The sequence below is a fragment of the Streptosporangium sp. H16 genome (genome assembly GCF_051918855.1).
Lineage (GTDB): Bacteria > Actinomycetota > Actinomycetes > Streptosporangiales > Streptosporangiaceae > Streptosporangium.
The window spans coordinates 80,976-96,624 of record NZ_JBPXMD010000026.1 but is presented as its reverse complement, the minus strand read 5'-3'; the positions used below and the strand labels follow the sequence as shown (position 1 = coordinate 96,624).

General features: G+C 74.4%; 3 protein-coding genes. 2 read left to right on the top strand and 1 reads right to left on the bottom strand.

What is annotated here, in order from left to right; all coding sequences use genetic code 11:
• Entirely contained in the window at nt 1-1,644 is a 1,644-nt protein-coding gene (locus ACTOQ2_RS33035) for a (2,3-dihydroxybenzoyl)adenylate synthase (protein ID WP_440104745.1), read from the top strand.
• 115 nt (nt 1,645-1,759) lie between these two features.
• On the opposite strand, the gene ACTOQ2_RS33030 is transcribed toward ACTOQ2_RS33035, so the two are convergent.
• The gene (locus ACTOQ2_RS33030; RefSeq protein WP_440104744.1) at nt 1,760-3,136 is read right to left on the bottom strand and encodes a salicylate synthase; all 1,377 of its coding nucleotides are present in this window, start codon (nt 3,134-3,136) and stop codon (nt 1,760-1,762) included.
• Nucleotides 3,137-3,272: 136 nt separating this feature from the next.
• On the opposite strand from ACTOQ2_RS33030, the gene ACTOQ2_RS33025 reads away from it, so the two are divergent.
• On the top strand, nt 3,273-15,587 hold the full coding sequence (locus ACTOQ2_RS33025; RefSeq protein WP_440104743.1) for an amino acid adenylation domain-containing protein: 12,315 nt from the start codon (nt 3,273-3,275) through the stop codon (nt 15,585-15,587).
• Nucleotides 15,588-15,649 lie beyond the last annotated feature (62 nt).

The window sequence follows — 15,649 nt, the reverse complement described above, 5'->3', positions numbered from 1 at the left end:
GTGGAAGGATTCACCCCCTGGCCGGAGGAGTTCGCGGCGCGCTACCTCGCCGAGGGCTACTGGAGCGACCGGTTGCTCGGCGACGTGCTGCGCGGTGGCGACCCCGAACGGACCGCGCTCGTGGCCGGGAAGGAACGGCTGACCTACGCCGAGCTGGACCGCCGCGCCGAACGCGCCGCGGCCGGTTTCGCGCGGCTGGGCGTCCGGCGCGGTGACCGTGTCGTGGTGCAGCTGCCCAACACCGCCTCCTTCGTCGTCGTCTTCCTCGCCCTGGTCAGGATCGGCGCCGCCCCGGTGCTCGCCCTGCCCGCGCACCGCAGCAGCGAGATCGGCTACCTGTGCGAGCTGAGCGAGGCCAGGGCGTACGTCATCCCCGACGTGCACGGCGGGTTCGACTACCGCGAGCTGGCCCGCTCGCTGGCCGTGGAGCACGTCGTGGTGGACGGGGACGCCCAGGAGTTCACCGCCCTGGCCGACCTCGATCCAGGCCTCGATCCCGCGCTCGACCCCGGCCTCGATCCCGGCTCCGGTCCCGCGCTCGACTCCGGTCACGGGGCCGGCGCAGGTCCCGTGTCGTACGAGCGGCCCGATCCGGCCGACGTGGGGGTGTTCCTGCTCTCCGGCGGCACCACCGGGCTGCCGAAGCTGATCCCGCGCACCCACCGCGACTACGTCTACAACCTGGAGGCCAGCGCCGAGGTCTGCGGCTTCACCCGCGAGACGGTCTACCTCGTGGTGCTCCCGGTCGCGCACAACTTCGCGCTCGCCTGCCCGGGTGTGCTGGGGGTGTTCGCCAAGGGGGGCACCGTCGTCCTGGCACCCTCGGGGTCACCCGACGAGGCGTTTCCCCTCATCGAGCGGGAGCGGGCGACGGTGTGCGCGGTGGTGCCCCCCATCGCGCTGCTCTGGCTGGAGGAGGCGCCCTGGTCGAGCGAGGACCTGTCGTCGCTCCGGCTGCTGCAGGTGGGCGGGGCCAAGTTCGCCGCCGAGCGGGCCGCGCAGGTTCCCGGCGTGCTGGGCTGCGCGGTGCAGCAGGTGCTGGGCATGGCCGAGGGGCTGCTCAACTACACCCGGCTGGACGACCCCCGCGAGCTGGTCGACACCACGCAGGGCAGGCCGCTGTCACCGGCCGACGAGATCCTCGTGGTCGACTCCGACGGTGCCGAGGTCGCCCCCGGCGAGGTCGGCGAGCTGCTCACCCGCGGCCCGTACACCCTGCGCGGTTACTACCGCGCGCCCGAGCACAACGCGCGGTCCTTCACCCCCGACGGCTTCTACCGGACCGGAGACCTGGTGCGGGTGCTCCCCTCCGGCCACCTCGTCGTGGAGGGTCGCGACAAGGACCAGATCAACCGGGGCGGTGACAAGATCTCCGCCGAGGAGCTGGAGAACCACCTGCTGGCCCACCCCGCGGTGCACGACGCCGCCGTGGTCGGCACCCCGGACCCGGTGATGGGGGAGCGGACCTGTGCCTTCCTGATCGTCCGGGACCAGGCGCCGACCCTCCGGGAGATCAAGCAGTTCCTCAAGGAGCGCGGCGTGGCGGGATACAAGTGGCCCGACCGCGTCGAGCTGGTCGAGACCTTCCCCCGCACCCCGGTCGGCAAGATCAGTAAGAAGGAGCTCGCCGCGAGCCTGCGCTGAGCGCCATGGCGCGGGAGGCCCGCCCTCACGTGCGGGGAAGGCGCGTGAGGGCGGACGGCGGGCAGTGGACAGTGGACTGTGTGCGGTGTGCGGGAAACGCCGGGGTGGCGTTCCCTCAGGCGCGCGGGACCACGTACGGGGCGATGCTGGAGAGCTTCTCGCAGGTCTCCTCGTACTCCCGCTCGGGCGTCGAACCGGACACGATGCCGGCGCCGGCCCGCAGCCAGGCCCGGCCGTTCTCGCTGTAGACGGCGCGCAGCACCAGGGCGGCGTCCATCGCGCCGTCCTGGGAGACGGCCAGGACGGCCCCGGCGTACAGGCCCCTGGGCTCCTCCAGCCGGGCGATCGCGTCGATCGCCCCCGTCTTGGGGATGCCGGAGGCGGTCACGCCGGGGAACAGCGCGTCGAGCGCGTCCCAGCCGGTGCGGCCGGGGGACAGCTCGCCGCTGACACTCGATCCCAGGTGCTGCACGCTGCCGCGCTCCTTCACCGTCATGAAACCGGTGACCCGGACCGTGCCGGGCGAGCACACCCGGTACAGCTCGTTCTGCGAGGCGCGTACGGACACCGCGTGCTCGAAGATCTCCTTGGGGTCGTTCTCCAGCTCGCGGCGGGTCTCCGAGTCCACGTCCTCGCCCCGGCCGAAGGCCCGCGTGCCGGCCAGCGGCTGGGTCGTCACCGTGCCGTGCCCGTCGACGCTCACCAGCACCTCGGGACTGAACCCGGCGGACTGGAAGCCGTCCAGGTCGAGGAGGAAGGAGCGGGCCGGGGTGTTGGCGGCCCGGCCGCACGCGTACGTCGCGACGACGTCGACGGGGAACGGGATCGGCAGCCGCCGGGAGACGATGACCTTCTCGTAGAGCCCGGCGTCGATCTCGGAGATCGCCTGGGCGACCCGCGACCGGTACACGTCGCCGCCGGGGCGCACGTCGACCGGCGACGGCGCCGGTGCCGGTGGCCTGGGCACATCGCCCCGGCCGGACAGCAGCTCGGCGACCCGCTCCGCCTCGTCGGGGTCCACGCTCACCACCAGCGCGCGTCCCGCCTCGATGCGCACCTCGGTGCGCGGCACGACCAGGTGGGCGAGCCTGCCCGCCGGGGTGAGCGCGGCGAACTCGAACGCGATCCAGCCGTAGGCGTTCCAGACCGGCCACGGGGCGGCCCGCAACGCCGCCTCCAGCGCCGCGGCCGGACGGCCGGACCACGGCTCGTCCACCGAGTCGAACGAGTTCACCGAGTCCGCCGAGTTCACCGAGCCGAGCGAGACGAGCGAGACGAGCGACTCCAGCGGGTCCATCGAGGTCGCGGAGGTCAGGGACGGGCCGTCCAGCCAGCGGCTGCGCACGACTCCGGGTTCGAGGATCACCTCGCCCGCCACCCCGCCCGCGAAGGTCCACAGGCCCGGTCGCTCGTACACGGTGTAGTCGTCGAACAGCCCGGACCCGGCCAGGCGGGTGACCAGAAGCAACGGGTCGGCGGCGCTCTCGACCACTACCTCCGCGCGTTTCTCATCCGTGCGGACACCAAAGGACAACGAACCCACCCCTCTGCGAAACCGGGCAACATCGATCAATTTAGGTAAGGCTAACCTTGTGTCGATTTAAGAGGCAAGGCTAACCTAAGTGTTAATGCGGGACAGCGTGCCCGACCCGGCCCAGAAGGAAGAGTTGAGCGTGCGGGAACAGCGGCAGGACGTTGCACGGCGGCGCGAACTGATGCGGCGGATGATGGCCGAAGCGGGGCTCGGCCTCGACAAGGACCGCATCACTCCACGCCGCTCCGGTGGCCCCGCCCCGCTGTCCTACGCGCAGCAGAGCATGTGGCTGCACCACCGGACGTTCCCCTCCAGCCCCGCCTACAACGTGTGCCTGCTGGTACGCATGTCGGGCGCGCTCGACACCGACGCGCTCCGCGAGGCGCTGCGCGCCCTGCTGCGCAGGCACGCGGTGCTGCGCACCGTCTACGGCGAGAACGACGAGGGGACGCCGTTCCAGCACGTCGTCGCCGACGACTCCCTCGACCTGCCGGTGCGCGACCACGCCGAGGCAGACGCCGAGGCGCACGCCGCGCGGCTCGCGGCGCTCCCCTTCGACCTGCGCGCCGAGCGGCCGATCCGGCTGGAGCTGCTCCGGTTCGGCGACGAGCGGTACGGCCTGGTCCTGGTGGTGCACCACATCGCCTGGGACGGCATGACCTGGGGATCGCTGTCGCGCGACCTGTCGGCCCTGTACCGCGCCGCCGTCTCCGGCGAGCCGGACGGCCTGCCCACGCTGACCGTGCACTATCCCGACTTCGCCGCCTGGGAGCAGAACCGCCCGCACCCGGCGGAGGAGATGGACTACTGGCGGCGGCGCCTCGACCCGCCGCCCGCGCCCCTCGACCTGCCCGCCGACCGCCCGCGCGGCGCGACCGTGTCCGAGCGGGGCGGGCGCAGGGCACGCCGCTTCGACGACGCCGTCGTCGCCGGGATGCGGGAGCTGGCCGTCGGGGAGAACCTCACCCCGTACATGGTGATGCTCGCCGCGCACGCGGTGCTGCTGCACCGCTACACCGGCGCGACCGACATCGCGATCGGCTCCGCCGTGATGAACCGCGAGCACACCGAGATCGAGCGACTAGCCGGGAACTTCGGCAACACCCTCGTGCTGCGCACCGACCTGTCCGGCGCGCCCACCTTCCGCGAGGTCCTGCACCGGGTTCGCGACACCTGCACCGAGGGGTTCGCGAACCGGACGCTGCCCTACGACACGATCGTGGGGGAGCTGCGGCCCGCCCGCAGGCGCGGCGGCTCGCCGTTCTTCGACACCATGCTGCTGTTCCTCGCCCAGGAGATCGGCGAGCTGGACCTGCCCGGCGTCGCCACGAGCTGGACGCACATCCACAACGGCACCACCCACTTCGACCTGTCGCTGGAGGCCTTCGTCCGGCCCGGCGGGATGACCGTCGAGGCCACCTTCCGGCGCGAGCTGTTCGACGACGAGCGCGTCGACGCCCTCCTCGCGCACCTGGAGACGCTGCTCGGCGACGCGGTGAGCCGTCCTGACCTGCGGATCGCCGACCTGGAACTGCTCGGCGCGGCCGAGTCGGCCCTGCTCGCCGGGTGGAACGACACCTCGCGCCCCGTCCCGGACACGACGGTGACCTCCCTGTTCGAGGAGCAGGCCGCCCGCACCCCCGGCGCGGTCGCCGTCGACGGCGCCGGCGGCGACGGCGGGGCCACTCTCACCTACGCCGAGCTGGACCGGCGGGCCTCGGCCCTCGCCCGGACGCTGCGCGAGCGCGGCGCGGGACCCGGCGAGGTCGTCGCGCTCGCCCTGCCCCGCACCCCCGACCTGGTGGTCGCGCTGCTGGCCGTGCTGAAGTCGGGCGCCGCCTACCTGCCGCTGGACCTGGACCACCCGGCCGACCGGCTCGCCTACATGATCGAGGACGCGGCCCCGCTCTGCGTGATCGCGACCCCGGAGACCGCCGCCCTCCTCCCGCCGGGGACCGAGACACTGACCCCGGGCGACGCGTCCCCCGACACGGGCGAGCCGTCGCACCCGGTCCGGGGCGGCGACCTGGCGTACGTCATCTACACCTCCGGCTCGACCGGCCGCCCCAAGGGTGTGGCCGTCCCGCACTCCGCGCTCACCGCCTTCCTCCTCACCATGAGGGAGCGCCTGGCCCTGGGCGCCGGCGACCGGCTGGTCGCGGTGACCACGATCGCATTCGACATCGCCGCGCTGGAGCTGTACGTGCCGCTGATCAGCGGCGCGACCGTCGTGCTCGCCGGACGCGAGACCGTGCGCGAACCGGCGGCGCTGGGCGCGCTGCTCGCCGGGGCGACCGTCGTCCAGGGCACCCCTTCGCTGCTGGGCTCGCTGGACCCGGCCGCGCTGCGCGGGCTGCGGGTGCTCGTCGGCGGGGAGGCCCTTCCGGCCGCGCTCGCCGAGACCCTGCACGCTGCGGCGGCGTCGGCCGTCAACGTGTACGGGCCGACCGAGGCGACGATCTGGGCGACCTCCGCCGAGCTGCCGTCGTCCGGGATCGGCAGGCCGTTCCCCAACACCCGCGCGTACGTCCTGGACGCCGCGCTGCGCCCCGCCCCGGTCGGCGTCCCCGGCGAGCTCTACCTCGCCGGGACGCAGCTGGCGCTCGGCTATGCGGGCAGGCCTGGCCTGACCGCGGAACGCTTCGTCGCCGACCCCTTCGGCCCGCCCGGCGAGCGCATGTACCGCACCGGCGACCTGGCCCGGTGGGGCCGCGACGGGACGCTGGAGTACCTGGGGCGCACCGACGACCAGGTGAAGATCCGCGGCTTCCGCATCGAGCCCGCCGAGGTGCAGGCCGTGCTCGCCGCCTGCCCCGGCGTCGCCCAGGCCGCCGTCGTGGTCCGCGAGGACACCCCGGGCGAGAAGCGGCTGGTCGCGTACGTCGTGCCGGACGGCGACCTCGACGAGGCGGACCTGCGGGCGGCGGCGGCCGCCGCGCTGCCCGAGTACATGCTTCCCGCCGCGACGGTCCTGCTCGAGGCGCTGCCGCGCACCGTCAACGGCAAGCTCGACCGGGCCGCGCTGCCCGCGCCCGAGGTCCAGGTGTCGGGGCGGGGACCGCGCGACGACCGCGAGGCGGCGCTGTGCGCGGTCTTCGCCGAGACCCTCGGCCTGGACGCGGTGGGCGTCGACGACGACTTCTTCGCCCTGGGCGGCCACTCCCTGCTGGCCACCCGCCTCGCCGGGCGGGTGCGCGCCGCGCTCGACGCCGAGCTCACCATCGCCGACGTCTTCGAGGCGCCCACGGTCGCCGCGCTGGCGCCCAGGCTGGTACGGGGCACCCGGCCGAGGGTCCGCGACGTGACCCGGCCCGAGCTCGTCCCCGCCTCGCCCGCCCAGCGCGGCTTCTGGTTCGAGGAACGCCTGCGCGGCCCCTCGGCCGCCGACGCGCTGCCGCTCGGCCTGCGGCTGTACGGGCCGGTCGACGCCGACGCGCTGCGCGCCGCGTTCGGCGACGTCGTCGCCCGGCACGAGGCGCTGCGCACCCTGCTGGAGGAGGGCCCCGACGGGCTGCTGGTCCAGCGCGTCCTCGACACCGGCGAGGCCGCCTTCGACGTGGTGGACGCGCGCGGCTGGTCCGAGGAGCGGCTGCGCGCGGCCGAGACCAGGGCCGCCTCGCACGTCTTCGACCTCGGGACCGACCTGCCCGTCAGGGCGACCCTGCTGCGGGTGGCCGCCGAGGAGTCCGTGCTCGTCGTGCTCCAGCACCACGCCGCCGCCGACGAGTGGTCGTTCACCCCGCTGCTCGCCGACCTGTCGCGCGCCTACACCGCCCGCACCACGGGCACCGCGCCGGACTGGGCGCCGCTGCCCGTGCAGTACGCCGACTACGCCGTCTGGCGGAACGAGTCCCCGGCCCCCGCCGGCCAGCTCGACTTCTGGGAGCGGACGCTGCGCGGGCTGCCCGAGGAGAGCACGCCGCCGGCCGACCGGCCCCGCCCCGCGGAGGCGAGCCACCGGGGCGGGCTGGCGCCGTTCCGGCTGCCGCTGGCCGGGGCGCGACGGCTCGCCCTGGAGACCGGCACCAGCGTCTTCATGGTCCTGCACGCCGCCGTGGCCGCGCTCCTGCACCGGGCCGGCGCGGGCGACGACGTGGCGCTCGGCTCGCCCATCGCGGGCCGCCCCGACTCCGACCTCGCGGACCTGGTCGGCGTGTTCGTCAACCTCGTGGTGCTGCGCACCGACCTGAGCGGCGACCCCACCTTCACCGAGCTCCTGGAACGGGTCCGCCACACCGACCTGGCCGCGTTCTCCAACGCGGACGTGCCGTTCGAGCAGGTCGTGGAGCGCCTCGCCCCCGAACGCTCGCTCGCCCGCAGCCCGCTGTTCCAGGTGATGATCGTCCACCAGCGGCTGGAGGACGTGCGGCTGCGGCTGCCCGGCGTGCGCGCCGAGCCGTTCCTGCCCGAGACCGGCGGCGTCAAGTTCGACCTGGACATCTACTTCGCCGAGGGCGAGGAGCTGATCGAGGGCTTCGTCGCCTACGCCACGGACCTCTTCGACGCCGAGACCGTCACCGGCATGCTCGCCGAGCTCGGCGCGCTGCTCGACCAGGTCACCGAGGACCCGGCGCGGCGCCTGTCGTCGCTCGGCACCCCGCTTCAGGGGCTCGCGCGGCCCGACACCGCCCGCGAGTTCGCCCCGCTCACCGTCGCCCAGCGGATCGAGGCGCAGGTGGCGCGCACCCCGCACGCCACGGCCATCGTCACGGGCGGCGTCACGAGCGGCGTCTCCGGCGGCGTCTCCGGCGCGACGACCCTCAGCTACGCCGAGCTGGACGAGCGCGCCGAGGCCCTCGCCGACCGGCTCGCCGCGGCGGGGGCGGGCCCCGAGGAGGTCGTCGCGATCGCGCTGCCCCGCTCGGCCGAGTTCGTCGTGGCCCTGCTCGCCGTGCTCAAGACCGGCGCGGCCTACCTGCCGATCGACACGACCTACCCGCGCTCCCGGATCGACCTGATGCTCGACACGGCCAGGCCGCTGCTGGTCCTCGGCGCCGACGAGCCGCCGCGGGACGCCCCGCCCCGCGCCGACGTCGAGGTCCGCCCCGACCACCCCGCGTACGTGATCTTCACCTCGGGGTCCACCGGGACTCCCAAGGCCGTCGTCGGCACCCAGCGGGCGCTGGCCAACCGGCTCGCCTGGGGCGCGGACCTCGCCCCCACCGGCGTGCGGGTCGCCAAGAGCTCACCGGCCTTCATCGACGGCAGCACCGAGCTGCTCGGCGGCCTCGTCGCCGGTGACACCGTCGTCGTCGCGGACGACGACACCGCCACCGACGCGCTCGCCCTGGCCGAGCTGATCCGCCGCCACGACGTGAACCTGGTGACGGTCGTGCCGAGCCTGCTGGCCGCGCTCATGGAGACAGAGGAGGCCGCGCGGGCCGGGAAACCGGGCGAATCGGGTGAATCGGGGGAACGCGGGAGGCTCGGTTCGGTCACCACGTGGGTGAGCAGCGGCGAGGCCCTGCCCGCGGCCCTGGCCGCGCGGGTCCCCGCCCGGCTGGTCAACCTGTACGGCTGCTCGGAGGCGGCCGGCGACAGCCTGATCGCCGAGGGCGCCGGCGGGCTCGTCCCGATCGCCAACACCGCGGCGTACGTCCTGGACGCAGGCCTCCGCGAGGTCCCGGTCGGCGAGCTCTACCTCGCCGGGGACGGCCTGGCGCGCGGGTACCTCGGCGACCCGGCCCGCACCGCCGAGCGGTTCGTGGCCAGCCCCTTCGGCCCCCCGGGATCGCGGCTCTACCGCACCGGCGATCGGGTGCGCCGCCGCCGCGACGGCTCGCTGGAGTTCCTGGGCCGGGCCGACGACCAGATCAAGATCCGCGGCTTCCGCATCGAGCCGGGAGAGGTCGAGGCGGTGCTCGCCGCGCGGCCCGGCGTGCGCCAGGCGGCCGTGGCGGCCCGCTCGGGACCGCGCCTCGTCGGCTACGTCGTGGGCGAGCCGGGCCTCGACCTCGACGCGCTGCGGGCAGGGCTCGGCGAGATCCTGCCCGGCTATCTCGTCCCCTCCGTGCTCGTCGGCCTCGACGAGCTGCCGCGCACTCCCAACGGCAAGCTCGACCGGCGCGCGCTGCCCGAGCCCGCCGCCCGTGAGGGCCGGGCGCCGCGGACCGGCGCCGAGCGCGCCATCGCCGGGCTCGTCGCCGAGACCCTCGGGCGGGACGGCGTCAACGCCGACGACGACTTCTTCCGTACCGGCGGCGACAGCATCAGCGCGGCCCTGCTCGTGGGACGCGCCCGCCGCGCGGGCCTCCCCTTCACCGTCCGCGACGTCTTCCGGCTGCGTACCGTCGAGGCCCTGGCCAGGGTCGCGGCCCTGTCCGGTGCGACCCCGCCCGGCGAGGGCGAGGCCCTTTCCGACGTGGTCCCGCCCGGTTCCGACGCGGTCCTGCCCGGTTCCGATGCTTTCCCGTCCGGTTCCGATGCGGTCCCGCCCGGTTCCGGTGCTTTCCCGTCCGGCGAGGTCGTGGCGGGCGGGCCGGTGGAGGGGCGGGCCGAGCTACCGCTGTCGCCGCTGCAGGAAGGCCTGCTGTTCCACCTGATGCTCGCCGGTGAGGACCGCGACATCTACGTCCAGCAGGCCGTGGTGACCCTGGCCGGGCCCGTCGACCCCGACCGGCTGGCCGGGGCCGCGCGCGAGGTGCTGCTGAAGTTCCCCAACCTGCGGGCCGGGTTCCGCACCGACGGCGGCCGTACCGTGCAGTTCGTCCCCGAGCGCTTCGAGGTCGACTGGACCTACGCCGAGACCGGTGACCCGCACGCGCTGGAGGCGTTCGTCGAGGCCCAGCGCGCCCGGCCGTTCGTCCCCGACGCGCCGCCGCTGATCCGCTTCGCGCTGGCCAGGGTGGGCGAGGACGACTTCCGGCTCGTGCTCACCTCCGAGCTGATCCTGCTGGACGGCTGGTCGGGCGGCCTGCTGGTCACCTCGCTGCTGGAGTTCTACACCGACGCCGCCACCGAGCGGGCCCGGCCCGCCGTCCCCTTCCACGCCTATCTCGACTGGGTGAACGGCCAGGACCGGCAGGCCACGCTCAAGACGTGGGGCCGCAGCCTGGAGGGGCTCGACGAGCCGACCCTGCTGCGGCCCGAGCTGGCCGACCGCCCCGCCGACCTCGCCACCGCGGGGGAGATCCACCGCGCGCTGCCCGAGGACCTCGCCACCCGGCTCGGCGCCCTCGCCCGTGAGTCGGGCCTCACCCTCGGCACCCTGTACGAGAGCGCCTGGGGACTGCTCCTGGCCGGTCTCACCGGCCGCGACGACGTGGTCTTCGGCGTCTCGGTGTCCGGCCGCCACCCCGACGTCGACGGCGTCGAGTCCGTCGTCGGCCTGCTGTTCAACACCGTCCCGGTCCGGGTGCGCGCCTCGGCGGCCGACCCGCTGCGCACCGTCCTGGAGCGGGTGCAGACGTTCACCTCGGAGCTGTTCGACCACTCCTACGTCGCGCTCGCCGACGTACAGCGGGTGACGGGCCTGGGTACCCTGTTCGACACCCTCTTCGTGTTCCAGAACTTCCCCGGCATGCCCACCGGGCGCGGGTTCGGCCCCGGCGGCGACGTGCGGGTGACCGGCCGCCAGGTCCGCGACGCCACCCACTACCCGGTCACCATGGTCGTCGAGCCCGGCGCGGGACTGCGCGTCATGTACCGGGGCGACGCCTTCACCGAGGCCGAGGCCGAACGGCTCACCGACCGGTACGTGCAGATCCTGGAGACCCTCGCCGCCGCGCCCGACACCCCCTGCCACCGGCTCGACCTGCTCCTGCCCGACGAGCACGAGGGCTTGCGCCGCGACTGGGCCGAGGCCGAGCGGTTCGTCCCCGACCTCACCATCGCCGAGCTGCTCGCCGAGCAGGCCGCGCGCACCCCGGACGAGCTCGCCCTGGTCTCCCAGCCCGACACGCGGCTCACCTACGCCGAGCTGGACGCGGCGGCCAACCGCCTGGCCCGGCTGCTGAAGGCGCACGGCGCGGGACCCGAACGGGTGGTCGCCCTCGCGCTGCCCCGCTCCGCCGAGATGGTCGTCGCGCTGTTCGCTGTGCTCAAGACGGGCGCCGCCTACCTTCCCCTGGAGCTGGACTACCCGGCCGACCGGCTCGACTTCATGCTGGCCGACGCCGCCCCCGCCTGCCTGGTCTCGCACCGGGGCATCGCCGCCGGGCTGGCGAACCCGGGCGCCTCGATCCTGCTCGACGACCCCGCCGTGCGGGAGACGCTGGCGGGCCTGCCCGGCACCGGGCTGACGGCCGAGGAGCTGCCGGGCTTCGGCAGGGACGTGCCCGGACGGCTGGAGCACCCGGCGTACGTGATCTACACCTCCGGGTCGACCGGGCGTCCCAAGGGCGTGGTCACCCCCTACCGGGGCCTGACCAACATGCAGTTCAACCACCGGGCCAACATCTTCGACCCGGTGGTGGCGTCCGCCGGGCGGCGGCTGCGGATCGCGCACACCGTGTCGTTCTCCTTCGACATGTCGTGGGAGGAGCTGCTCTGGCTCATCGAGGGCCACGAGGTGCACGTCTGCGACGAGGAGCTGCGGCGTGACGCCGAGGCGCTCACCGAGTACCTGCGGCGCCACCGGATCGACGTCATCAACGTGACGCCGACCTACGCGCAGCAGCTGCTGGAGGAGGGACTGCTCGACGGCGAGCACCGGCCGCCGCTCGTGCTGCTGGGCGGCGAGGCCGTCCCGGCGGCCGTGTGGGACCGGCTCGCGGAGGCCGAGGGGGTGCTGGGCTACAACCTCTACGGCCCGACCGAGTACACCATCAACACGCTGGGCGGCGGCACCGAGGACAGCGCCACGCCCACGGTCGGCAAGCCGATCTGGAACACCCGGGGCTACGTGCTCGACGGCTGGCTGCGCCCGGTGCCGCCCGGCGCGCCGGGAGAGCTCTACATCGCCGGGGCCGGCCTGGCCCGGGGCTACCTCGACCGGCCGGGCCTGACCGCGGAACGCTTCGTCGCCGACCCGTTCGGCGGCGGCCGGATGTACCGCACCGGCGACCTCGTACGGGTGCGCCAGGACGGCAACATCGACTTCCTCGGCCGTACCGACGAGCAGGTGAAGATCCGCGGCTACCGGGTCGAGCTGGAGGAGGTCGAGACCGCGCTGGCCGCCGAGCCCGGTGTCGGGCAGGCCGCCGTCATCGCCGCCGGCACCGAGGTGCCCGGGGTGAAGCGCCTCATCGGCTACGTGGTGCCCGACGGCTCCGCGCGCCCCGACGCCGAGCGCGAGCACCTGGCCGAGTGGCGGCAGATCTACGACGCCGAGTACACCGAGATCGGCACGGCCGTGCACACCGAGGACTTCGCGGGCTGGGACAGCAGCTACGACGGCTCGCCCATCCCGCTGGAGCACATGCGCGAGTGGCGCGAGACCACCGTGGCCCGCATCGAGGACCTCAAGCCCCGGCGGGTGCTGGAGATCGGCGTCGGCACCGGCCTGCTGCTGTCGCGCCTGGCCCCCGGCCGCGACGAGTACTGGGGCACCGACTTCGCGGCCCCCGTCATCGCCAAGCTCGCCGCCGACCTCGGACCCGACTCGCCGGTGCGCCTGAGCTGCCGGCCCGCGCACGACACCACCGGCCTGCCCGCCGGCCACTTCGACACGATCGTCGTCAACTCGGTGGTCCAGTACTTTCCGAGCGCCGGATACCTCGCCGAGGTGATCGCCGCCGCGATGGACCTGCTCGCCCCCGGCGGCGCGCTGTTCGTCGGCGACGTGCGCGACCTGCGGTCGGTGCGTTGCCTGCACGCGGCGATCCAGCTCGGCAGAGGCGGGAACGGCGACGGCGACGGCACCGGCGGCACCGGTACGGCGGCGATCGACCGGGCCGTGCGGATGGAGAAGGAGCTCCTGCTCGACCCCGCGTTCTTCGACTCCCTCGGCCTGGCCGCGCGGGTGGAGGTCCGGACCAAGCGGGGCGTCCACCACAACGAGCTCAGCAGGCACCGCTACGACGTGACCCTCTGGAAGTCACCCGCCGCACAGCCTGACGCACAGCCCGCCGAGACCCCGGTCGTGGACTGGGCGGGACCGGAGGACCTGGCGGCCCGCCTGTCCGCCCGCTCCGGGCCGCTCCGGGTGCGCGCCATCCCCGACCCCAGGCTGTCGGCCGAGCTCGCCGCGCTGCGCGCGCTGGAGGGCGGCGCCTCCCACCGGGAGGCCCGCGAGCTGCTGGGGGCACCGGCGGAGGGGATCGAGCCCGAGCTGCTGTACGCGCTCGACCCCGGCGTGGTGACCACCCCCTCGGACGAGGTCGGCCACTACGACGCCGTCTTCGGCGGAGGGGCGGCCTTCCTCCCGGCGGACCCGGACCGCAGGCCCGCGTCGTACGCGAACAACCCGGCGGCGGCCCGCGACCACGGGGCGCTCGCCGCGCGGGTGCGCGAGGGGCTGAAGAAGCGGCTGCCCGGCTACATGGTGCCGAGCGCGGTGGTCACGCTGGACGCGCTGCCGCTGACCGTCAACGGCAAGCTGGACCGGCGGGCGCTGCCCGCCCCCGACCGGCAGGGCCCGCGAGGGTCGGGCCGCGCCGCCAGGACCGCGGTGGAACACTTGCTGTGCACCCTGTTCGGCGAGGTGCTCGACGTCTCGGGCGTCGGCATCGACGACAACTTCTTCGACCTGGGCGGGCACTCGCTGCTGGCGACCCGGCTGGTCGGCAGGGTGCGCGCGGTGCTGCGCACCGAGCTCGCGATCCGCGACCTGTTCGAGGCACCGAACGTCGCCGAGCTGGCCACCCGGCTGCACGACCGGGCCGGTGCCACGCTCAGGCCCCCGCTGGTGCCCGGGGAACGGCCCGAGCGCGTCCCGCTGTCGTACGCGCAGCGCAGGCTATGGCTGATCGACCAGATCCTGCGCGAGGACGACGGCCCCCGCGAGGCGTACCACCTGCCGCTCGCCGTGCACCTGCGCGGCGAGCTGGACGTGGACGCGCTGCGGGCCGCGATCGGCGACGTGACGGCCAGGCACGAGAGCCTGCGCACCGTCTTCGCCGAGCACGAGGGCGTGCCCTACCAGCGGATCCTGCCGCCGGAGCAGGCGCGGCCGGTCCTGGAGATCACCACCTGCCCGCCCGAGGAGGTGATCGCGCGGCCGTTCGACCTCGCCACCGAGATCCCGCTGCGGGTCGCGCTCATCCCGGAGGGGGAGGACGAGCACCTGCTGCTCGCCGTGTTCCACCACATCGCGTTCGACGAGTGGTCCTTCGGGCCGTTCGCCAGGGACGTGGCCCGCGCCTACGCCGCGCGGCTGGACGGGACGGCACCCGAGGGCGTGCCGGGGTGGAAGCCGCCCGCCGTGCAGTACGCCGACTACACGCTCTGGCAGCGTGAACTCCTCGGCGACCCCGTCGACCCGGGCAGCCTGCACGCCCGCCAGCTCGCCTACTGGGCCAAGGCGCTGTCGGGCATGCCGGAGGAGATCCCGCTGCCGGTGGACCGGCCCAGGCCCGCCACCGTCGGCCAGCGCGGCGGGACCACGACCAGGCGGCTGCCCGCCTCGCTGGTCGGGCGGCTCCGCGAGCTGGCACGCGGCGCCCAGGCCAGCATGTTCATGGTCTGCCAGAGCGCGGTCGCCGCGCTGCTGCACCGCACGGGCGCGGGGGAGGACATCCCGCTGGGCAGCCCCGTCGCGGGCCGTACCGACGAGGCGGCCGGTGACCTGGTCGGCTTCTTCGTCAACACGCTTGTGCTGCGCGCCGACACCTCGGGAGACCCCTCCTTCGCCGAGCTGCTCGCCCGCGTCCGCGACACCGACCTGGCCGGGCTCGCCAATCAGGACCTGCCGTTCGAGGCGCTCGTCGAGGCGCTGCGGCCCTCCCGGGTGCCCGGCAGGAACCCGCTGTTCCAGGTGATGGTCGGCTACGAGAACCAGGCCATGGGCGACGTCCGCTTTCCCGGCCTGCGGCAGCGGGAGGCGCTCTTCAGCCCGCCCGCGGCGAAGTTCGACCTCGACTTCATCTTCCGGGAGAGGGGGGAGGAGCTCCACCTCGTCGTCGACTACTCGGCCGACCTGTTCGACCCGGCCACGATCGACACGATGATCGGGGCGCTCGCCGGCGTGTTGGAGGCCGTCGCGGCCGACCCCGAGGCGCGCCTGGGCGACCTGCCCGTCACGCTCACGGCCCGTACGGTCACCGGGACCGGTGCCGGAACCGGCGACGGCCGCGACGGCGCGACCCGGCGCGACGACGACCGCGAGGCGATGCTGTGCCGGGCGTTCGCCGAGGTCCTGGAGGTGGACGCGGTCGGCCCGCACGACAACTTCTTCGACCTGGGCGGGCACTCGCTGCTCGTCATGCAGCTGGTGCGCCGCATCCGGCGGGAGCCGGGCTGCGCCGGAGTGAAGGTCGCGACGCTCATGACAGCCCAAACCGTGGCGGAACTCATGAACCGCCTGGAATGAGGCGCTTCACACGACCGTCAAAGATTGTTAGGTTAGGGAAGGCTAACCTAAAACTGAGAGCC